General features: G+C 66.3%; 23 protein-coding genes. 11 read left to right on the plus strand and 12 right to left on the minus strand.

Features of this window, described 5'->3' with window-relative positions; genetic code table 11:
• Positions 1-11 precede the first annotated feature (11 nt).
• From TX79_RS15075 to TX79_RS15085, 3 genes are all read right to left on the minus strand, one after another.
• The gene (locus TX79_RS15075; protein WP_049928477.1) at positions 12-851 is read right to left on the minus strand and encodes an aldo/keto reductase; all 840 of its coding nucleotides are present in this window, start codon (positions 849-851) and stop codon (positions 12-14) included.
• 100 nt (positions 852-951) lie between these two features.
• Positions 952-1965: an alpha/beta hydrolase gene (locus TX79_RS15080; protein WP_049928478.1), complete on the minus strand. Its 1014-nt coding sequence runs from the start codon at positions 1963-1965 to the stop codon at positions 952-954.
• A 180-nt stretch (positions 1966-2145) separates the two neighbouring features.
• Complete coding sequence (locus tag TX79_RS15085; RefSeq protein ID WP_049928479.1) at positions 2146-2937, minus strand: VOC family protein; 792 nt, start codon at positions 2935-2937, stop codon at positions 2146-2148.
• A gap of 300 nt (positions 2938-3237) precedes the next feature.
• On the opposite strand from TX79_RS15085, the gene TX79_RS15090 reads away from it, so the two are divergent.
• On the plus strand, positions 3238-3756 hold the full coding sequence (locus TX79_RS15090; RefSeq protein ID WP_049928480.1) for a CinA family protein: 519 nt from the start codon (positions 3238-3240) through the stop codon (positions 3754-3756).
• Positions 3757-3862: 106 nt separating this feature from the next.
• Positions 3863-4360, plus strand: a complete 498-nt coding sequence (locus tag TX79_RS15095; RefSeq protein ID WP_049928481.1) for a metal-dependent hydrolase — start codon at positions 3863-3865, stop codon at positions 4358-4360.
• Between the two features lie 76 nt (positions 4361-4436).
• Here the strand turns inward: TX79_RS15095 and TX79_RS15100 are convergent, their stop codons facing one another.
• Positions 4437-5480 carry a DUF7139 domain-containing protein gene (locus tag TX79_RS15100; protein ID WP_049928482.1) on the minus strand — a complete coding sequence of 348 codons (1044 nt, stop codon included), beginning with the start codon at positions 5478-5480 and terminating at the stop codon, positions 4437-4439.
• 136 nt (positions 5481-5616) lie between these two features.
• Between TX79_RS15100 and TX79_RS15105 the strand changes: the two genes are divergently transcribed.
• Both TX79_RS15105 and TX79_RS15110 read left to right on the plus strand, forming a co-directional pair.
• Positions 5617-5904: a DUF5789 family protein gene (locus TX79_RS15105; RefSeq protein WP_049928483.1), complete on the plus strand. Its 288-nt coding sequence runs from the start codon at positions 5617-5619 to the stop codon at positions 5902-5904.
• 11 nt (positions 5905-5915) lie between these two features.
• Entirely contained in the window at positions 5916-6608 is a 693-nt protein-coding gene (locus TX79_RS15110; protein WP_049928484.1) for a CPBP family glutamic-type intramembrane protease, read from the plus strand.
• A gap of 187 nt (positions 6609-6795) precedes the next feature.
• Here the strand turns inward: TX79_RS15110 and TX79_RS15115 are convergent, their stop codons facing one another.
• The gene (locus TX79_RS15115) at positions 6796-8331 is read right to left on the minus strand and encodes an outer membrane protein assembly factor BamB family protein (RefSeq protein WP_049928485.1); all 1536 of its coding nucleotides are present in this window, start codon (positions 8329-8331) and stop codon (positions 6796-6798) included.
• Positions 8332-8451: 120 nt separating this feature from the next.
• Between TX79_RS15115 and TX79_RS15120 the strand changes: the two genes are divergently transcribed.
• Both TX79_RS15120 and TX79_RS15125 read left to right on the plus strand, forming a co-directional pair.
• Complete coding sequence (locus TX79_RS15120; protein ID WP_049928486.1) at positions 8452-8916, plus strand: DUF302 domain-containing protein; 465 nt, start codon at positions 8452-8454, stop codon at positions 8914-8916.
• Between the two features lie 198 nt (positions 8917-9114).
• On the plus strand, positions 9115-10206 hold the full coding sequence (locus TX79_RS15125) for an AI-2E family transporter (protein ID WP_049928487.1): 1092 nt from the start codon (positions 9115-9117) through the stop codon (positions 10204-10206).
• A 17-nt stretch (positions 10207-10223) separates the two neighbouring features.
• Here the strand turns inward: TX79_RS15125 and arcD are convergent, their stop codons facing one another.
• Both arcD and TX79_RS15135 read right to left on the minus strand, forming a co-directional pair.
• Positions 10224-11660 (minus strand): arginine/ornithine antiporter ArcD, encoded by a 1437-nt coding sequence (gene arcD, locus TX79_RS15130; protein ID WP_049928488.1) that lies wholly within the window; start codon positions 11658-11660, stop codon positions 10224-10226.
• A 200-nt stretch (positions 11661-11860) separates the two neighbouring features.
• Positions 11861-12067 (minus strand): hypothetical protein, encoded by a 207-nt coding sequence (locus tag TX79_RS15135; RefSeq protein ID WP_049928489.1) that lies wholly within the window; start codon positions 12065-12067, stop codon positions 11861-11863.
• Between the two features lie 159 nt (positions 12068-12226).
• On the opposite strand from TX79_RS15135, the gene TX79_RS15140 reads away from it, so the two are divergent.
• Entirely contained in the window at positions 12227-12493 is a 267-nt protein-coding gene (locus tag TX79_RS15140) for a hypothetical protein (RefSeq protein WP_049928490.1), read from the plus strand.
• A 37-nt stretch (positions 12494-12530) separates the two neighbouring features.
• On the opposite strand, the gene nreA is transcribed toward TX79_RS15140, so the two are convergent.
• On the minus strand, positions 12531-13883 hold the full coding sequence (gene nreA / locus TX79_RS15145) for a DNA repair protein NreA (RefSeq protein ID WP_049928491.1): 1353 nt from the start codon (positions 13881-13883) through the stop codon (positions 12531-12533).
• Positions 13884-14262: 379 nt separating this feature from the next.
• Between nreA and TX79_RS15150 the strand changes: the two genes are divergently transcribed.
• The 3 genes from TX79_RS15150 to TX79_RS15160 all read left to right on the plus strand — a co-directional run bounded on the left by TX79_RS15150 (position 14263) and on the right by TX79_RS15160 (position 16162).
• Positions 14263-14442 carry an HVO_2753 family zinc finger protein gene (locus TX79_RS15150; RefSeq protein WP_049928492.1) on the plus strand — a complete coding sequence of 60 codons (180 nt, stop codon included), beginning with the start codon at positions 14263-14265 and terminating at the stop codon, positions 14440-14442.
• 5 nt (positions 14443-14447) lie between these two features.
• Positions 14448-14714: an elongation factor 1-beta gene (locus TX79_RS15155; protein WP_049928493.1), complete on the plus strand. Its 267-nt coding sequence runs from the start codon at positions 14448-14450 to the stop codon at positions 14712-14714.
• 140 nt (positions 14715-14854) lie between these two features.
• Positions 14855-16162, plus strand: coding sequence for an MFS transporter (locus tag TX79_RS15160; RefSeq protein WP_049928494.1), 1308 nt, complete (start codon positions 14855-14857; stop codon positions 16160-16162).
• Positions 16163-16199: 37 nt separating this feature from the next.
• Here TX79_RS15160 and TX79_RS15165 read toward each other — a convergent pair whose 3' ends face one another.
• The gene (locus tag TX79_RS15165; protein ID WP_049928495.1) at positions 16200-16874 is read right to left on the minus strand and encodes an RNA ligase partner protein; all 675 of its coding nucleotides are present in this window, start codon (positions 16872-16874) and stop codon (positions 16200-16202) included.
• Positions 16875-16931: 57 nt separating this feature from the next.
• The gene (locus TX79_RS15170) at positions 16932-17369 is read right to left on the minus strand and encodes a hypothetical protein (RefSeq protein ID WP_049928496.1); all 438 of its coding nucleotides are present in this window, start codon (positions 17367-17369) and stop codon (positions 16932-16934) included.
• A gap of 116 nt (positions 17370-17485) precedes the next feature.
• Here TX79_RS15170 and TX79_RS15175 point away from each other — a divergent pair, with 116 nt between their 5' ends.
• A complete protein-coding gene (locus TX79_RS15175; RefSeq protein WP_049929217.1) occupies positions 17486-18607 on the plus strand; it encodes an RNA ligase in 1122 nt (373 codons plus the stop codon).
• 115 nt (positions 18608-18722) lie between these two features.
• Here TX79_RS15175 and TX79_RS15180 read toward each other — a convergent pair whose 3' ends face one another.
• Positions 18723-19505 (minus strand): hypothetical protein, encoded by a 783-nt coding sequence (locus TX79_RS15180; protein WP_049928497.1) that lies wholly within the window; start codon positions 19503-19505, stop codon positions 18723-18725.
• Between the two features lie 77 nt (positions 19506-19582).
• On the minus strand, positions 19583-20254 hold the full coding sequence (locus TX79_RS15185; protein WP_049929218.1) for an MBL fold metallo-hydrolase: 672 nt from the start codon (positions 20252-20254) through the stop codon (positions 19583-19585).
• Positions 20255-20340: the final 86 nt, after the last annotated feature.

Genomic DNA, 20340 nt, shown 5'->3' on the forward strand with positions numbered 1-20340 from the left:
AGCGACGGGGGTTACTGCGGAATCCCCCAGACGTCGTCGTTCCAGTCCCGTGCCGGGAAGTCGTAGACGGGCTGATTTCGGTCGCGCTGGTCGAGGCGTCGGCGATCCGCCTCCGAGAGTTCCCAGTCGAACAGGTCGGCGTTCGCCCGGATGTGATCGGGCGTGGTCGAGCGCGGCAGGACGACCACGTCGCGGTCGATCGCCCACCGGAGGACGATCTGTGCGGGCGACTTGTCGTACTCGTCGGCGAGTTCCTGTACGACCTCGTCCTCGAACACGTCCGTCCGGGCGAGCGGCGCGGCGGCCTCTACGACCGTGTCGGTCTCCCGGCAGTACTCGACCAGGTCCGGCCGCTGGAGCCACGGGTGGAACTCGATCTGATTGACCGCGATCGGGACGTCCGCGACGTGCTGGGCCGCGCTTAGCTGGTAGGCGCTGAAGTTCGAGACCCCGACGTTCCGGACGAGTCCTTCCTCGTGGAGGGTCGCCATCGCGTCCAGCGTCTCGCGCAGCGAAATGGCCGGGTTCGGCCAGTGGATCAGGTACAGATCGAGGTAGTCGGTGCCCAACCGCTCGAGACTCTCCTCGCACGAGGCGATCACGTCGCCGTAGTGGAGGTTCTTCGGGAGCACCTTCGACGTGAGAAAGAGGTCGTCGCGGTCGTAGTCGGCGATGACCTCGCCGATCTCCGCTTCGTTCATGTACCCCTCGGCGGTGTCGATGTGGGTGTACCCCGCCTCGAGGGCGGTCTCGACCGATTCGCGGGCGGTCTCGCCCTCGAGTTCCCACGTCCCGAAGCCGATCGTCGGCAGTTCGTCGCCACCGGGGAGCGGTTTCGTTGGGACCGTCATCGGTCTCGAGTTTCGACACGAATCCAATAATTCTGCTGATCGCGGTGGTCCCGGTGCCTGGAAGACGGCTTCGGCTCGAAACCCGCTGCTCCCGCCTGGGCTACCGGAGCGTCTCCGCGAGGAACGCTCCGATCGCGTCCGGGCCGGCCGGCGACCGTGCCTCGAGCAGCGGCCCCCCACCGTCGCCGTCGGCGGTGGCCGTCGCGGTCACGCTCTGGGCGTGGCGCTCCGACTCGAGGACGTCTATCGCCGTCCGTTCGGAGTCGGCACCCCAGACGTGTCCGAGGTCGTGCAGGTCGTACAGCGTCGCGTCCACGCCGGCGTCGGCCAACGCGTCGAACAGGCGACGACTCTGTTCGATGGGGACGACCCCGTCCTCGCGGCCGTGCATCAGGAGGAAGGGCGGATCGTCTGCCGTCACGTACGTAACCGGACTCGCGCGGCAAGCACGGCCCGGATGCTCCGTGGGCGATCCGCCGAGCAGGAGGGACCCCACGTCGCCCTCCTCGCCGGTCAACGCGAGCAGATCGTGAATCCCGTACCAGTCGACGACCGCCTGAACGGCACCGGATTCGTCGGGCGCAACCCGCTTCGCGACGGCCTCGTTCGAGTAAACGTCGCCGGCAATGGCCTCGACGTCGTCGACGAGACCGGCCAGCGCGGCCAGATGGCCGCCCGCGGACGACCCCCACGTCGCCACGCGTTCCCCGTCGAAGCCGTACTCGTCGGCGTTCGCGCGGAGCCACCTGATCGCCGCCTTCACGTCGACGATCTGGTCGGGAAAGACGCCCCGCGGCGTCGGGTTCTCCGGATCGACCTCGAACGGCAACTCGACGTCGTCCGGAACTACCGCCAGCCGATAGCTGACACTGGCCATCGCGCAATCCCACTCGGCCGCGAACCGCTCGAGGTCCGGTGCGTTCTTCCGGGTCTCGAAGACCCACCCGCCGCCGTGGACGTAGACGACGAGCGGCGTCGACCCGTCGGTCTCGGGGACGTAGAGATCCAGTTTCATCGCGCCGGCCTCGCGCTCGGCGTAGGTGACGTCCTCGTAGACGGTGACCGAGGCGTCTCCGGACCCGTCGATCGCGTTCGAACTCGAACCGGGTGCCATGACGACCGTTCGACACCGGTCGCGCCTAAGCGTTACCGTGGCGGTACTCCGTTCCGGTTGTGCGACACGAAAACGAGAGTTACCGCGACGCCCGGACGAACGGGATGAGGAGACGCTTCCACCCGGATAGGCCGGATGCGGGCCGACCGGGAGCGCCCGGCAGGATCGAGGGTCGGCGCGTCAGAACGGGAATAGCGAGTCGGCCTCGAGGTCGCGCTCGAGCAGTTCGATCTCGTGGCCGTCCTGATCCTTGGTGAACGCGTACATGTCGTCGTTGCTCTCGGGATCCCGATACTCGGGAGCCTCGCGCTCCATCAGGGTCTCCCAGTCCTCCTGGAGGTCGTCGACGCGGACGCAGAGGTGGCCCCAGGCGTCGCCCATGTCGTAGGTGCGGCCGTCGTAGTTGTACGTGAGTTCGACGGACATCGCCTCGTCGGCGGCGTCTTCGGGTTCGACGAAGTAGTTCGCGAAGGTGTCGGCCTCCCAGCGGCCGACCTCGTCGTACTCGAACTTGCGGGTCCAGAAGCCAAGCGCCTCGTCGGCGTCCTCGACGCGGATCATGGTGTGGTCGAGCGACCACGTCGTCAGGTCGGGGTCGCGCTGGACGATCTCGATCTCGTGGCCGTCGGGGTCCTTCACGAAGGCGTATCGGCCGCCGCAGGACTCGGGGTCTCGATAATCCTCGACGCCTTCGTCCATCAGCTGCTGGTAGTACTCCTCGAGTTCTCCCTCGGGAACGCGGACGGCGATGTGGCCCCAGGCGTCACCCAGTTCCGGCGTTTCGCCCTCGTTGTGGGTGAGCTCGAGCATGGCACCCTCCTCGTGCAGCTCCTCGGGACCGAGGTAGACGATGGTGAACCCGTCGCCCTCGTAGCGGTCCTTCTCCTCGTACTCGAGGTGAGTCTGGTACCAGTCGAGCGATTCCTCGAGGTCCGCGACGCGGATCATCGTGTGGTCGATCGTACCGTCCATACCCGGAGGATGGCCCGGAGCGGCCAAAAACGTGGCGAAGGCGGCGTTCTGGACGACGTTTGGAAGCGTGGCTTCGGAGACCGAGGGGACGAAAGCCCTCCTCGCTCTCGACCCCCGCGGCTCGCTGCGCGCTTCGGGCGCTACGCGCCCTGCAGTGCTTGCGTCGCCGGGGGTCGCCGAGAGCGACTCGCCCGTTCAGTCCGCCAGGATGGAGTCTCCTCGACGCGCAGTACTGGGGGTGTCTCCGATGCTACCCGAATCGCCGACAGTCTGACAACGCCGCCGGCCGTCTCCCCGCGTATGAGTCTGGACGTCGACCTCGAGCGATCGGAGCGCGTCGGCGAGGCGTTACGCGAGACGGACGCGACGCTCGCCGTCGCCGAGTCCTGTACGGGCGGGTTGATCGGCGCGGCGATCACGGCCGTCCCGGGAGCGAGCGACTACTTCGACTCGGCGGTGGCGACCTACTCCTACGGCGCGAAACGCCGCGAACTGGGCGTCAGTCGCGAGGCGCTCGACGAACACGGGGCTGTCTCGGAACCCGTCGCGCTCGAGATGGCCCGCGGCGTCCGCGACGTCGCCGACGTCACCTGGGGCGTCGCGACCACTGGCATCGCCGGCCCATCCGGAGGAACCGAGGACGACCCCGTGGGAACGGTCTACGTCGGCATCGCGTACGCCGGCGACTGGGGCACCGAATCGTCGTTCGCAACCGCCTCGCGGTACGAGTTCGACGGCGACCGGGCGACGGTCCGCGAGAAGACCGTCGATCGGGCACTCGCGGACCTCCTCGGGGCAATCGACGACCGACGCTCCTGATCGGCCACCCCGACTCGAATTGCCCGACCGCTCGAGCCGATCGTTCGGTCCGGACGACAGTTCGGAAAGAAAGCTATTCGGCGGTCGGTTCGAGAGTCACACGTGAATGAACAAGAAGGGACACGTCCTCAACGCCGTCCTGTTGAGCGTCGGCCTCGGAATCATGCTCGAGCCGGCGACCGAACCTGCCGAGGCGGTGGCGACGCTCGAGACCATCGTCAAAATCGGCGTCCCGGTGACGCTCGGCGCGCTGTTTCCGGACGTCGACACCGCCTTCGGTCGACACCGGAAAACGCTGCACAACCTCGCGGTACTCGGTGCCTTCCTCGCCTTCCCCTACCACTTCGGGAACCTCGAGTTCGTCTGGATCGGCGTGCTCACCCACTACGTCCTCGACGTCGCGGGGAGCAAACGCGGCATCGCGCTGTTCTATCCCCTCTCGTCGAAGGAGTACGGGCTCCCGCTCGGCGTCGCCGTCAGCAGTAGCCGATCGACCATCGTGACCGTGCTGGTGACGGTGTTCGAACTCGGCGGCGCTGCAGCGATCGTTTACGACGCCCCGCAGTGGGGCTTCGAACTCGGCCGACAGTCGCTGGGACTCTAGCGCCCGTCACGCCGCGACTCGTCGATACTCTGCCTCGAGAACGAATCGCGAAGCCTCGAAAAACCGTCTTCGAACGTTACCGTCGGTTCGGCGACCAGGCGTCGCAGGCGTCCATGTCGTCCATCGTCTCTTCGTGGCGGGCACAGTAGGGGACCATGCCCGAGGAGGAGCGGACGTACTCGAAGTGCTCGCAGTTCCCGCAGTAGCGGTCGCCGAGTTCGGTGTCGTCAGCCGCGCTCGAGCCGTCGACGACGACGGCGTCGCGACCCTGCTGGGCCGCGGTCGGCCCGTCGTCGAGCGGCGAGGAGATGTCCGCAGTCGTCGACCCGCCGTCGCTGGTGGCCGCGCCGGTTCCGGGACCGGTCGGTTCCGCAGTTCGTCGGGAGCGGGACGAGGTGGCCGTCTCCTCGTCGTAGGACATCACGGTCGCGTCGTCGCTGGATGCGTTTGCCCCGTCGGACGCCTGCGTGGGGGCGTTCGTCTGGGTCTCGACCTCGCCGTCTGGCGTACCGCCGAAGAAGCCGATGCCGCCGAGACCGGCGGACTCGTCCTCGGATTCCGAGACCTCCACGACGGTCTGGTTGCGCCGCGTGACGTTCATCTCGAGCATCCCGCCGGGATCGTTCCGCGTCTTGAAGTTGACGACGGCGGTGAACAGACACCAGACGGCGATGAACAGTCCGAGCAGATAGACCGCCGAGACCTGCAGGGTGAGTTCCTCGCCGTGGCCGCGCCAGTGGATCGGGTAGGCGTACCAGAACAGCGTCACGCCGAGGAGACAGAGGCTGGCACTGATCGCGCCGGCAGCCCGGACCCAGCGACCGGCGGGTAACACCATGAAGATGCCGACCAGGACCGCCGGGACGCCCAGACCGGCCAGAGCGCCCGCGATCCGGACGGACGCGTACAACTCCGTCTCTCCCGACGGATACTGTTCGGTCGACGCCCAGGAGCCGGCGATCGTCTCCACGACGCCGGCGAAGAGATCGGTCGTCGCCAACAGTACGGCCACTACGGAGAGGACCGCCCCGAGCAGGACGAGCGCCGTCCCCGCGTACAGCCGCCGGAGGCTCGTGGCGTCCCGAGCGCTCCCATCGTAGACCTCCGTCAGGCTTGCCATGCGGTCGCGTACGAACTCCCGCCACAAAACGCTATGTCAGACATCTCTCGGTTCGCAGAGGGGTTGTCGGCCGGCGAACCGCCGATCGGCCGCCGAAGCGAAACCTTGAATCGACGGGCTCGCGAACCGACCGCACATGAGCGACGACACCGAGGACGAGGAGCCGGCGGTCGAACTGGGGGAGCGGACGCCGGTCGAGGGTGCGCCTCTCGCTCGCGTGAGTTCGCGACTGACCTGGCCCAAGGAGAAAAGCGAAGTCGACCGGCTCGAGGGTGACAGCGTCATCCGGACCCCGGACGGGCCGCGCGAACTCTCGGCGGTACTCGAGGATGTCGACGAGACGTACTTCGAGCGCCACCAGGAGTTCGAGTCCCACGTCCGTGCGGTCATCGGGACCGGACCGATCCCGACGGCCGAGGAGTAGCGACGGAAACAGTGGCGACCGAGGACCGCACGTTCGGCTGGGCCCGCGACCAGTTCGACCGGCTCTCGTGGGTCCAGAAGTCGCTGCTAACGGGGGCCGTGCTGACGGTCCTCTGGATGCACGCCGTCCCGAACGAGCTCCAGCGGCGGGTCGTCGTCGATAGCGTCTTGCTCATCGGCGGCCCGCTGGCACTGGGGCTGACGCACGGTCGTCACGTCGGCTGGACGATCAACCGGACCGCCGTCCGGAACGCCGTCCTGCTCTCGCTGTTCGTCCTGCCGTTCTACCTGGTCGGCTCGACGCTGCCGACGATCCGGGCGTACTACCCGATGTGGGAGACCACCGCAGCACTGGGGTCGTTCGTCCCCCACGCCGTACAGCTGTTTCTGCTCGCGCTGGCGGCGGAGACCTACTACCGGGGCCTGCTGTGCGTCGGCGTCAAGGAGATCGGGTTCACGGCCGTGTTCATCTCGCCGGTCGTCTACATGATCCACCACTCCTCGAAGCCGCCGGTCGAGTTCCTCCTCTCGGGACCGACGGACGTTCTCTTCGGGGCCGTCGACTACCAGTCGGACTCCATCCTGCCGTCGGTGCTGGCCCACGGGGCCGGTCTCGTCCTGCTCGACTGGCTCGTCCTGCACGAACCGCTGTTCGATCCGACGAAGGCCCTGGGATACCTGGAGTGGCTACCGGTTCCCCTCTGACGAGCGGCGTCGGCGATTCGCTCTCGACCGTGGCGGCCTACAACGAAGATTTCGACCACGGGTAATCGACCCGAGAAGACGACGGACAGCGGGCAACGGTACTCACGAATTTTGGCCGTCGGTTTCACGGTCGCGTCCGCAGAGCCGCCGGCAGTGTCGCCGACCGAGGACCGCGAAGTAACCGGTACTATTCGTCGGACCGCGCGTCGTGGTTCCCTGCCTCCGTCTCCGTTCGTCGAGCGAGGTGGTAGCCGACGCCGCCGACGCTCGCGAGCGTCCCGACGATGCCGGGACCCGGAATCCCGTCGTCCGCCGCCTCCGTTTCGTCCTCGGTCGTATCGTTCGTCGCACTATCGTCACCGCTGTCACCGTCGTCAGCACCGGCAGACGCCGATTCTTCGGTCTCGTCCGACGTATCATCGTAACCGTCTCCATCACCGTCCGCCGTCGAGTCAGTTCCGTCGCTACCGCCGTCCTCGGTGCTTTCACCCGCCGTCTCCTCGTCCGATTCCGGCGCTTCGAACTCGATCGCAGGGCTCTCCTCGGCCCAGTGGTCGGTGTGTCCGAGCGTTCCGAGACGGACGCGCGATCCGACACTGTCCCCGGACTCGGGATCCGCGACGACCGTCGGAGCGTAGACGCCAGCGAACTCTTTTAGCTCCTGGCTCCACTCGAGCGTCCCGGACTCGGCGTCGACCGCGTAGACCGACCCGTCGATCGAGCCGACGTATACCGTTCCGTCGTGGACCGTCGGCGCGTCGGTGGTCGAGCCCGAGGGAGCGTCGAACGTCCAGCGCCGATCGCCCGTCTCGGCGTCGAGCGCGTATACCGGCCCCTCGTCCGATCCGACGTAGACGACGCCGTCAGCCACCGTCGGAATCACCGCATCGTCGTCCGTGACCTCGAGCGACCACTCCTCCTCGCCGGTGGCAGCGGTGACGGCGTAGAGCGTACCGTCGTCGGCACCGGCGTACACCGTGCCGTCGAAGACGGTTGGTGCGCGCACCGGTTCGTCGGGCGTACCGAACTGCCAGACCCGGTTGCCCGTCTCCGCATCGACAGCGTGTAGTCGGAGATCGTTCCCCCCGGCGAACGCGATGCCGCCGGCGACCGTCGGCGTGTTGATCACGTAGTAGTTCGAATCGCCGTAGAGCCACTCTTGCTCTCCAGTCGCCGCGTCGATCGCGTACAGGTTCGCGTTCACCGAGCCGGCGTAGACCGTTCCATCCACGACGTTCGGTGACGTCGGAAACCGCGACTGGAAGTCGCTGAACGACCACTCCTCCTCGCCGGTCGTCGCGTCGATCGCGTACAGCGTCTGGTCTCTGGACCCGGACCCAGCGTACACCGTCCCATCCACGACCGTCGGCGATCCCGGGATCTTCTTGGACGGTTTCTCGAACGCCCACTCTTCCGTCCCCGTCGCCGCGTCGATCGCGTACACCGTCTCGTCCTCCGAGCCGACGTACGCCGTTCCGTCCGCGACCGTCGGCGCAGTCATGCGCGTGAACGAGTCCTCTCGGCTATCGAACTCCCACGTTACGTCCCCACTCGCGGCGTCGAGCGCGTACAACGTGTTGTCCGCGGACGAAACGTAGACGGTCGGGCCGCTCGCCGTCCCAGCCGTCGCTCCTGCGGCCGTCGATGCGACCATCGCCCCGCCGGCGACGCTGATGCCGGTCGCCTTCAGTAGCGTTCGCCGCGTCGGCCCGCCGTCACTCATCGTCTCCCCCCACCATATGCTGAATTCGACATCGTGCCGACACACTCGAGCAGACTAATATAAATATATTAATAAATCCGGGGACGATCCCTTTTGTCACTCGCAGTCGAACTACCGGTCATGTCACTACCGATCGACCCAGCAACGATCGATCCCGAAGCGTTCGGCGAGAAGCAGGCCGTCCTCGAGATGGACCACGAGGACGCGATCGAACACGTCCGCGAGGTCTGTCTCGAGGTGGGCTTCGGCATTCCCGTCGAGTTCTCCCCCTCGGAACTGTTGAACGAGAAGGTCGACGCAGACCGTGATCCCTACTACGTGCTGGGTGCCTGCAACCCCGAGATCGCGGATCGGGCGCTGGACGAGACGTTGCGGATCGGCGGCCTCTTCCCGTGCAATATGATCGTCTGGCAGGAAGAACCGGGTCGCCAGCGCGTCTATCACGTTTCGATCATGAAAATCGCCCGTCTGCTCGGGATAGCGCCGGACAACGACGCGTGGGCCGACATCGTCGATACGACGGGTGATCTCACCGAGGAGGCCTTCGAACGGTTCGATTCGGTCGAGACCGAGGTGACCGACTGAGCGGAATCGACCGCACTCGCCGCCGTGTGAGACGGGTTGCTCGAGGCTGATCCACGTCGCGTCCTCCCCATCCTCCCGATTCGCCGCTATCAGTTTCCGGATCACGTCCTGGTGGTTCGACGGAATCGTCTGACGATTCCTTCTCACGAACATTCATAGAACGAAACAACTTAATCGGTTGCCGAATCAACACGAGGTATGGATCCCCGGACTGGATTCTTCGCCCTCCTGCTTCTCGTCCTCGCCGGGATCGCGACCCTCATCGTCGCACCCCTCCTCCAGTACATCCTGGCGGCAGGGCTCCTCGCGTTCATCCTGTATCCGGCTCACAGACGACTCGAGCCGACGTTCGGCGCTCGGCCGACGGCCTTCGGGCTGACCGTCGTCGCCGTCCTCGGCGTCGTCGTCCCGTTGCTGTTGGTCTCGGTGATCGTCCTCCAGACCGCCTTCACGATGGTCGGCAGCATCGACGCCGGACAGCTACTCGAGACCGTCCGCGGAATCGCCCGGGAGGACATCGGACTCGAGGAGAGTCAGGTCGCCTCGCTCGAGGCCACGGTCGTCTCCGAGGCGGAATCGTCGCTTTCGGGAGCGTTGGACATCGCTATCGAGGAAGCCGTCGGACTGGTCGGGACGAGCATCGAGACGGGACTCGGACTGCTAGTGTTCGTCTTCCTGCTGTACTACATGCTGGCCGACGGCGACCACCTCGTCGACTGGCTCCGCGACGTCGTCCCGCTCGAGAACCACGTGCGCGACGAACTGTTCGAGGAAGTATCCGTCGTCACCTGGGCGGTCATCAAGAGCCACGTGTTCGTCGCGATCATCGAAGGCGTGATGGGTGGTCTGGGCTTCTACGTCCTCGGCGTACCGAACGTCGTCTTCTGGACCATCGTCATGATCGGCGTCGCGTTCCTCCCGGTCATCGGGGTCTGGCTCGTCTGGGGCCCCGCAGTCGTGTGGCTCGTGATGATCGACAACGTCCTGGGGGGCGTCGCTCTCGCCGTCTACGGGCTGACCGTCCTCTCGGCGATCGACAACTACCTCAGAGCCTACTTCGTGGACCGCGGATCGGGACTGCATCCGGCGGTCGTCATCGTCGGCGTCATCGGCGGCATCTACGTCCTCGGCATCATGGGGCTGTTCCTCGGCCCGGTCGTCCTCGCGGTCTTCAAGGCCGGCGTGAACGTCTTCAGCGAGCACAACCTGACGTTCGAGGCCCGCGAGTCAGTGTCACTTCGATCGGAGTCGATCGACGACGGTGAGTTACGGGCCGAGCCAACCGAGTGAGACACCGCTCGAGGCCCTTAGTCGGCCGGCTGGCTCCGTTCCGTGCGTCGGGTCGTCGGCACGCCCCACCCCGAGAGCGCCATCGCGAACAGGACCAGCGGTGAGAGGATGCCGAACAGGTAGTACGGTGCGTACGAGAGCGTCGGGACTTCAGTCACGGTCGTCATGAAGACGCCGCCGGCGTGCCACGGAATGAGGGCACCGGTCGGGGTGCCTGCCGCCTCGACCGCCCTCGAGAGTTCGTCGCTGTCGAGCGAGAACTCTTCGTAGAGGTTTCGCAGGGTCATCCCGGGCAGGACGATGCTCATGTACTGCTGGGCGGTCAAGACGTTGATCGCCATCGCGGAGAGCCCCGTACCGGCGATCAGACTTCCGGAGCTACGGACGCCCTGCGACAGGCGGTGGGCGAGCACCGCAAGGACCCCGGTCTTCTCGAGCAACCCGCCGAGGGCCAGCGCGGTGACGACGACCGTGATCGTCCAGGCGGAACCGGTGAGACCACCCGTCTCGAGGAGTTTGTCCACCAGGTCGGAGCCGGTCACGGGTTCGGTCCCCTCGAGGAAGACCTCCCAGGCGGGGACGAAGCCCGCACCCTGCAGGAGGATCGACGTGAGGACGCCAGCGAAGGTGCCGGCGACGAGCGTCGACAACGCGGGTACTCCCCAGAGCGCCAGACCGAACGTGATCACGAGCGGCAAGAAGACGAGCGGCGAGACGTTGTACGTCCCGGCGAGGGCGGTCTGGATCTCCGTGACCTGCCCGCTCGGCACCGTCCCGCTCGCCTGGAGGCCGAGCACGGCGAAGATCGCGACCGAGAGGCCGAACGCGATCGCGGTACCGGTTCGCATCCGACGGATGTGATCGTACAGCGGCGTGTTGGTCACGCCCGCCGCGAGGTTCGTCGTGTCCGAGAGCGGCGACTGCTTGTCCCCCGCGTACGCGCCGGAGATCACTGCTCCGACCGTCATCGGGGCCGAGACGTCCAGGCCTGTACCGATTCCGACGAACGCAACCCCGAGCGTCCCGACCGTCGTCCACGAGGACCCGATGGCGAAGGCCACCACCGCCGCGAGGATGGCCGCGACGGGCAGAAACACCGTTGGCGTCAGCAACTCGAGGCCGTAGTACATCATCGCCGGAATCGTGCCGGCGTCGACCCAGGTCGCGATCAGCGCGTAGATAGTGAAGATGATCAGGATCGCCTGCAGCCCCATCAGCAACGCGTTGGCGATTCCGTCGTAGAGGTCCGACCACGAGTAGCCCAGGTAGGTACCGAACGCGCCGGTGAAGACGATACTCCAGAGCAGCGGGACGTGGGGATCGAGTCCCAGCACCGCCGAGCCGATCCCGAGAAATCCGACGACCGCGAGCACTGGAACGAGCGCCTGTCCGACGGTCGGACGACGCGCTGGATCCAACTCGTCGATCGTCGTCGGGGTGAAATCGAACGACATCAGCCACGTTATGCGCCAAGGGAATAAAAGAGGCACGATGTATTATCAGGGCGTATGCAGGCTGGTATCAGCAGTCATTGCTCAACGAACTGAATTGCAATCGGTAGGCTCGAGGCAACCGTTCCTCCCAACGGCGGCTGCCCTTCGAGACGGACGTGACGCTGCGTCTCAGCAAACAATCGGGGGTCTCTGTACGCGAACTACTCCGTTTCGGCGTCGGTTTCGCCCGACGCGTCGGCATCGTCGACCGCTTCGGCCTCGAGTTCCTCGAGGTAGCGTTCGCCGTCGTAGCGAACGTAGCCGGTGTAGAGCATGATGCCGCCGAACAGGATCGCTGGAACCCCGATCAGCAGGAAGAGCGCAGCGAGGAGGGTAAACGCGTCCGGCGGAAGTGAGGCCACGGGCATCGGTCGACCCGAGGGTCCGAGCGGTGAAAGGGTTTCTGCCTCCGGTCGTCGCCGGTAGCGGGACGCGAATCTGTCCGTAGCGGTGGACACAGGGCAATTCCGGGCGGATGGGGACGGATCGGATACTTCTATGCGCGTTGCCTGTGTCGTCGGTAGCAAATGGAGCGATCGAAGGCGAAAGCACGCGCCGAGGAGTACCTCGAACGGGAAACAGCCGCATTCGTCCGAGACCTCGAGTTCGCCGAATCGTTCGACGTTCACGGCGAGCGATCGTACGTCTTCACTGCGCGGACGTCTGCGGGCGACCGGACGGAGTGGTGGGTCGTCGCTGGCGGCCTCCCGACCGGCCACTACCCGAGAGCCGAGTTCGACGATCCGACCGGCGTCTTCGCCTACCATATGGGGGCGACGGCCGGGGATCGGTAGCGGCAGATCGCCGATCACAGCCGGTCTCGAGACGGCCTCACGATCGAGAGAACGCGTCGAGGTTCGACTGGACGGCAGCGGCGAGTTCGGACTTGCGCTGGAGGCGCTCGTAGGAGACCGGCAGTTGCGCCGCGATTTCGGCGACTGCGCCGTGGAAGGTCTCGGCCTCGCCGTACTCACCGGCAATCGAATCTCGATTGCCGAGCTCCCGGTCGCTTGCGCTCCCGGGAACCCCCTCGAAGGCGTTGCGAACGCTCTCGCGGACCTGCCAGACGCCTACCGGTGCCCAGTAGTCGTCGCTCACCTCGCGCAGGACCAGACACTTCGCCTGTCGACCGATCTCCGCGAGGTGCTCGAGGACGGCCAGGCGGGCGGCGTAGTAGGCACCGGCGGTCTCCTCGACGTAACTCGTGCGACCCTCGTATCCCTCGCTGGCGCTGGCCAGCCAGACGTCCCCCTCGGGGTCGGGGTTCCAGATGCTACCAGGTGCTTTCATCTCGACGAGTTCGAACTCCCAGCTACCGGGCGCGAGGACGATCCAGTAGCGATTCCCCATGTACTCGTTGGCCCAGACCTGCACCTCGTCGATGCTCCGCTCGTTTCTGATCCGTCCGCGCAGGTACTGGCCGATCGTGTCGTCGACCGCGGTGATCGACCACCGGGTCGGAACGAGACGCCGCTGGTCGGCTTCCCCGAGCGCGCCCGCCGAGAGGATCGAGTTGATCTCGTAAACGTCGAACCCGCGCCGATAGAGGTAGGTCATCGCCCCCTGTGCCTGCCAGTCGTCGTCCTCGAGCGTCTTCTTGACGGGGCGGGGCACGTAGGGGTTCTCCCGGAGTTCGGCGTTGCGGGCGTTCGCCCGCGGGCCGCGGGGCGTGGCGACGTCGGTGCCCGCGTCGAGGCCGAGATCGGGCGTGTCGTCCAGCCCGATCTCGAGGTCGACCGGCCGGTCGGCGATGGCTACCTCGCGCTGGACGCCGACGAAGCCGTCCCAGGCGTCGTGAACGTTCGGCGTGAGCCGACTCGCGATGGACGGCGAGTCGACGTTGGCCCGTTTGCTCGAGTTCAGGAGTCCGGTCCGACGCTGCAGGACGTCGTCGATGCCGTAGCCCTGTCGATACCAGGTCCCGTCAGTAACGTACTCCTCCGCGTCGTCCTCGTCGCCGACCGGGGAGAGGACGCCGACGGGGATGTCCGGGTAGTTCGAGCGCCCGACGAAGATCGACGGCGACGTCGAGCCGACGAGCGTATCGCCCGACAGCGCGTCGTCGAACCGTTGTTCGAACTCCTCGAGATAGTCCGTAACCGCGTAGGATTTTTCCTTCGCGAGTTGCCGACGCTGGGCCTCCTCGTCGGGCTCGAGTTCCTCGATGTACTCGTCGAGGCGCATCTACCGGCGATAGGGTGCGCCCGGGTTTGAATGTTGAGTTCGCGGCTGACGCGTGGAATGGTGTACAGAAGTGTCAGAGGCACGGCCGTCCGGCGGTCGGGCACACACGCCGGCTGGCAGGCCGCAAGTGTTCGTTTCCCCCCATGGGTAAAAGACCTAGACGCGGATTTTCTGACTCAGAAAACGCCCGGTCGAATCGATCCGCTGTCTGTCGAACGGGGTGGGTTCCTGAGGTGTATCGCGCTGATTGCAGGCCTCGGGCGAGGGACGGTCTCGAATCCACGCCGCGGGTACGTGCGATCACACACCCTCACCACACGACCGGACGAGGAATTCTGGTATCGATCCTTTTAAAAACGACGGGCGGGAAGGGAGGGGTATGAGTACGACGGACGACCGCCAGTCGCGATCCTGCGTCTCCTGCGGGATCAACATCGCTGGCACGAACGCCGCCGCGTTCAAGTGTCCCGAGTGTGGGACCCAGATCTATCGCTGTGCGAAGTGCCGCAAGCAGAGCAACCTCTACGAGTGCCCCGACTGCGGGTTCACCGGTCCCTGATTCCCATGGGAAAAGTAGCTGCCAAGATCAAGGTCATGCCGAACAGTCCGGAAATCGACCTCGACGCGCTCCAGGAGCGCCTCGAGAGCTCCCTCCCCGAGGGCGCGAAGATCAACGGCGTCGAGCGCGAGGAGGTCGCGTTCGGTCTCACCGCGCTGTACCCGACGGTCATCGTCCCGGACGGCGCGGGCGGTACCGAAACCGTCGAGGAGAACTTCACTGACGTCGAAGGCGTCGAGAGCGTCGACGTCGACAACGTCGGTCGGATCTAACGGTCCGGTCACCGAAACCCGGCGGAGCGTAACTCGCCGACACCGACACCTTTTCTCGAGCGATCGACCCGCGAGGGGCGTCTCGCCCGTTCGTTCCGCGCTCCCAATCCTTAGGGGGCTGCTCACGTAACGTAGCGAGCGTGACAGTGCTGTCGGATCCGACCAACCGGCGGTGGCTCGCGTGGGGGGCGCTCGCGACTGTCTTCCTGCTCGTCAACCTCCATCGACTCTCGACGGGCATCCTCTCCGAGCGGTTGACGACGGCCTTCGGGACGACGGCCGCACAGTTGGGAACGTTACACGCCTCCTTCTTCCTCGTCTATGCCGTCGTCCAGATACCGACGGGAATCCTCGCCGATCGGGTCGGGCCGCGCTACGTCGGTTCGATCGGTGCCGTCGTCCTCAGTCTCGGGGCTGTCGGCTTCGCAGTGAGCGACGGCTACGCGAGCGCTTTTGCTGCCCGCGCGCTGATCGGTCTCGGCAGCGGGGTCATCTTCGTCTCGATCCTCCGGTTCTGTGCCAACTGGTACCGGGCCGACGAGTTCGCGACGATGGCGGGGCTGACGGGCAGCGTCGCCGGACTGGGTGCGATCCTCGCGACGACGCCGCTCGCCGTCGCCGTCGAGGCTGTCGGCTGGCGGGACACGATCCTCGGGCTCGCCGGCGTGGGCTTTCTCGCGGCCGGCGCGGTCTTCGTTCTGGCCCGCCAGTCACCCGCTGCGGCGGGCCTCGAGCCGATCGCAGGGGTCCCCGAACAGCCGTCGGTGACGCTCTCGGACGCGCTCGAGCAGTTGCGGACGCTCGCTGGCGACCTCGACCAGTGGCTGCTGTCGGTCGTCTTCTTCGCGGGCAACGGTGCGATGTTGACGCTGATCGGTCTCTGGGGCGTTCCGTACCTGGTCGTCGTCTACGACCTCGAGGTGACGACCGCGTCGTACTTCACGCTGCTCGGGTCGGTCGGATCGCTGTTCGGCCCGCCGGCGATCGGCTGGCTCTCCGACCGTATCAGCCGTCGGCTCCTCCCGATGGCCGCCGGTATCGGCCTGTTCGCGCTCGCACTCGCCGTCGTTCCCGCCTTCGGACGGCCGCCGCTGGGTCTGATCGCGCTGGCGTACTTCGCCTGTGGCTTCCTGTTCGGCGCTGCCATGCTGTCGCTCTCGGCGATCAAAGAACGGTATCCCGCGGGAGCCAGCGGCGTCGCGACGGCAACGGTGAACACGGCAGGGTTCGTCGGTGCGACGATCCTCCCGACGGCCATGGGGATCGTGCTCGACGCCTACCGGACCGGAGAGACCGTCGGCGGCACCGTCGCCTACACCGAGACCGGCTACCGGATCGCCTTCGGCATCCTCGCCGGTGCCGTCGCGATCGCGTTCTGCTGTGCGCTGTGGCTGGCCATCCGGGACCGCGACGCGTCGTCGTACGACGTTCGCTCGAGCGCCCGCTGATGGCTGTCCGCCGAACGCTGTCAGCGCCACGTCCGGGTCAGTCGATCGTTCGCTTGGACTCCGGATCGACGGCGGTGAGATACTGTTCCAGAAGGTCCGGGAACTCCCGGCCGCGGATGAATCGCAGACCGAAGTCCTCTGTCCAGTCGATGATCCCGTTGTCCTCGGTGACGACGCCGGCGTCGAGTTCCCGCGCGAGGATCAACAGGTCGAAGTCCTCGCGGGAGTCGAGCACGCCGGTCCGCATGGCCCGGCGGTACTTCTCGCGAAGGTCGGAGACGACCGCGTCGACTTCGGTCATGTGTTCGTGATCCTCGAGCGGTTCGTCGACCGACTCCTCGGCCCGTCGAACGGCCTTCTCTGAGACCCGCAGGCCGCGGTCGACGCGGTCGCTCATCTCGTCGACGAAGCTGTAGACGACGTTCGCCGGGATCGAGACGCCGTACCGGTCCGGGTGTTTCCGGATGACCCACGTGTTCAGCTTCGAGAACACGTCGTCGCCGACCTCCCGCGCCTCGAGCATCGTCGTGAGTTCGTCGTGGATCGTCGGCGGGACGTAACAGGAGACCCCGAGATTGAGCCGCGCGTTGGCGATCAACTCGAGCAGTCGACGGACGGCCGCCTCGACGTCCTCGTCGTCGCGGCGGATCTCGTCGGTGATGAACACCGACGTGTCGAGGACGAACCGCTGTTTGAACGCCTCGCGTGACATACCGGGAGTACCACGCGAGGGCGGAAAATACCAACAGCCCGACCGGGAGACGATCGGTTAGTCGTCCTTGTTGACCTTCGCACCCAGCCCCGCCTGGGAGACGATCTTCGCGCCGATCTCCGAGAGGTCGACCGTGACGTCCTCGTGGACGGCCTTGCTTATTTCGTCGACGTTGCCGGCCAGCACCGTCAGGATGTCGTCCGGGTTCGCGTACAGCAACATGTTCCCGTCCTGTCCCTCGGCGACCAGTTGGGTGTCGTTCAGCACGACCTGGTCGTTCTGGATCGTCGCCGCGACGACCGGCAGCGCCTCGGGTTTGCCGGGTTCGTCGTCGCGCACGCGGCGGATGTGGACGGCGTCGAGGTCGATCGCCTCCTTGTGCTCTTTGATCACTTCCGCACACGCGACCATGTCCTGCAGCAGGTTCGTCTTCTGCTCGTCGGCACCGTGGTCCCCCTCGAGACAGTGTTGGCAGACGCGAAGTTCGATTCGCATTGCTACGGACTAGCGGCTCGAGCCCGATGAGAATTCCGCTTCCACCCGGCCGTTGCGGAGACGACGGGGCGGCGCAGGGCCGGGGCTCTTTCCGTCTCCACGTGGGACGAGCAATGATGAGTGCTACCGAGTACCACAAACTGCTCGGAATCGGACCGACGGCGTTCGACGGCCTCGCCGACCACCTCGAGGAGCGCGACTACGAGGGCCGGACGTATCGGCACGTCCCGGACGCCCGCCGTGGCGTCGAACGTGGAACCGTCCTCATCGAGGGAACCGTCGTCCGGGGATTCCCGAAGGTTCCGCGAACGCTGGTGCTCGAGACGGGAATCCCCGAAGGGTTCGACGCGCGGACGGTCGCCGTCGAGGAGAAACTCAACGGCTACAACGTCCGCATCGCCCGCGTCGACGGGGAGCTGCTGGCGTTCTCCCGTAGCGGCATCGTCTGTCCGTTCACGACCCGGATCGTCGAGCGGGACCTCGCGCTCGAGGGTCTGTTCGAGGCCCACCCCGAGGCGATGGTTTGCGGAGAGATGATCGGCCCCGAGAACCCCTACACCGCCCACGAGTACGACGGGATAGACTCGATCGCGTTTCGCGCGTTCGACTGGCGCGACCGCGTCACGGGCCACCCGCTGCCAGTGGAGGAGCGTAGACGCCGGTACGACCGGTTCGCCGTCCCACAAGCGCCCTCGCTGGGGACCTTCGACCGTGACGAAGCCGCCGGGGAGGTTCGTCGGATCGTCGACGAACTGGACGCCCAGGATCGCGAGGGCGTCGTGATGAAATCCCCCGACGCGACGACGCAGTTGAAGTACACCACGTCGGCCGCCAACCGGGGCGACCTGGCCTACGCGTTCTCGCTGCCCTTCGAGTACGGCCGCTCGTTCGTCTTCCGGCGGCTGATTCGCGAGGCCTTCCAGTCGGTCGAGTGGGACGAATCGACCGACGAGGCCGCCGCCCGCGCCCACGACCTCGGCGAAGCGATCCTGCTGTCCATGTGCGAGACCATCGAGACGATCGACGCGGGCGGTGTCGCCGGCAAGGAACACACCGTCCGCGCGAGCGGGGAGACGATCGACGCCCTGCTCGAGCACCTCCGGGGCCAGGGGCTGGCGGTCGACGTCCTCGAGGACCGGACCGAGGACGGCGACCGCGTCGTCACGTTCCGCAAACCCAGCCGCTCGACCACCGATCGGACGGAAAACTACCTCGAGGGGCAGGTCGTGCGGGAGTAGCGGAGATGCGGAAGCTGCTCGGGAGGACCGACGTGTACGGATCGGGTTGCCGATTTCCCGGCGCACCCGCCGTCCGAGTCACGGTTGTGCCGGCACTGACGTACAGTAGACCGTATCAGCAATCGATCGGCTCGGCTGCGGACGGCTCGTCGATGGTGTCGTCGCCCCGGCGGATCTCCGATTCGGAGACGAAGTACGTCCCAAAGTGGCTGTAGTGCACGTACTCACTGACGATTTCACGGCGAGCCTCGAGGATCGCCCCGTCGTGTTCGAAGCGGACCGGGTCGGTTTCCCAGTCGTCGTCGAGTTCGAACGCGTCGCCGGCGACGTCGAGGAACGCGTCGACGGTCTCTTCGTACTCCTCGTGCTCGTAACTCAGTAGCCTCGCTGTGTTCGTCTCGCCGTTCGCGACCGCCGTAGTGCGTTCGTTGAACGTCTCGAGGTCGGCAAGGGGTTTCTCGTCGGTCGCGGGGTGGTCGGCCGACTCGTCGGGATCGTCGACCGATCGAATCGTGAGTTGCTCACCGTGCTCCACTTCGTAGCCCCAGAACGTCCCGACCCTGGCCATAACCCACTCGTCGTCGTACTCCTCGACGGAGTGAACGCGGGGCGCTATCGAAATGAGGTCACTGACGGTCTCGTCCGCCTCGAGTTCGTCTTCGCCCGGCAGTTCGTCGTGCCGTTCGATGTGGGCGATTTCGCAGGCCTGAATCCGGGATTCCGAGACGTCCGCCGGAGTGAACGAGTTGCTGTCGGTCGATTCGTCCTCGGGACCGCCCTCGTCGTTGGTTTCGGCCGCGTCGTCAGCACCAGTCGACACCTGGTCCCGGACGGCGGTACAGCCTGCCACCGCAGGGGTGGAAACGGCGAGCGACGCGAGCAGGGACCGTCTGTTCATATTTCGGCCACCGAGAGGTTGGATAAATGCCTTGTGTCGGAGATGGGTCGCCGAGTCCCCTGTCGGGTTCCTGTCGATCACCGCGCGGCTATCGACTCGATTCGATCGCTGCCTGCCTCGACGTAGCCGCCGTGGTAGCAGACGACGTGATCGATCTCGAGGTCGGCGAGGCGGGCGACCGACTCGTAGGCGCGATCCAGGTCAGGCGTGAACTCGGGTTTCGGTCCCGCGAGCGGTCCGTCGCCGTCGGCCACGAGCGCGTCGCCGGCGATCAGGAGGTTCCCATCAGGGAAGTACAGCGAGACGTGACCGGGCGCGTGGCCGGGCGTCGCGACGACCTCCATCGGACCGGCGACCGTCGGGAACCGAACGCCGTCGGCGAGTTCCAGGTCGACCGTCACCGGGGTATAGCCGTCGCCGCCCTTGATCGGGTCGCGATCTCCCCGAACGTACGGTGCCTCGTCGCAGTGTGTGGCGACGACCGCGTCCGTGTACTCGAGCAGTTCCGCGAGGCCGGCCACGTGGTCGCCGTCGTGGTGAGTACACAGCACCAGCCACACGTCCTCGAGCGCGTACCCGATGCTCTCGAGGTGGACGCGGAGGTCACCGACGGCTCCTTCGGGGCCAACGTCGAGCAAGACGAGTCCGCGGTCGGTTTCGACGACCGACGGCGTGAGGGTGATCTCGCGGCCACCGTACTCGGTCGTGATCGGAAGCGCGTGGACTCCTGCGTCGTCACGGTCGCTCATACCCCGCTGGTCGACCGCCTGGACGAAAGGTCGTACGGTCGACGGCCGGTCGGACGGGATGGCGGCCGAGTCGCGAATCACGGGGG

The sequence above is a fragment of the Halopiger goleimassiliensis genome, assembly GCF_000455345.1.
Lineage (GTDB): Archaea > Halobacteriota > Halobacteria > Halobacteriales > Natrialbaceae > Halopiger_A > Halopiger_A goleimassiliensis.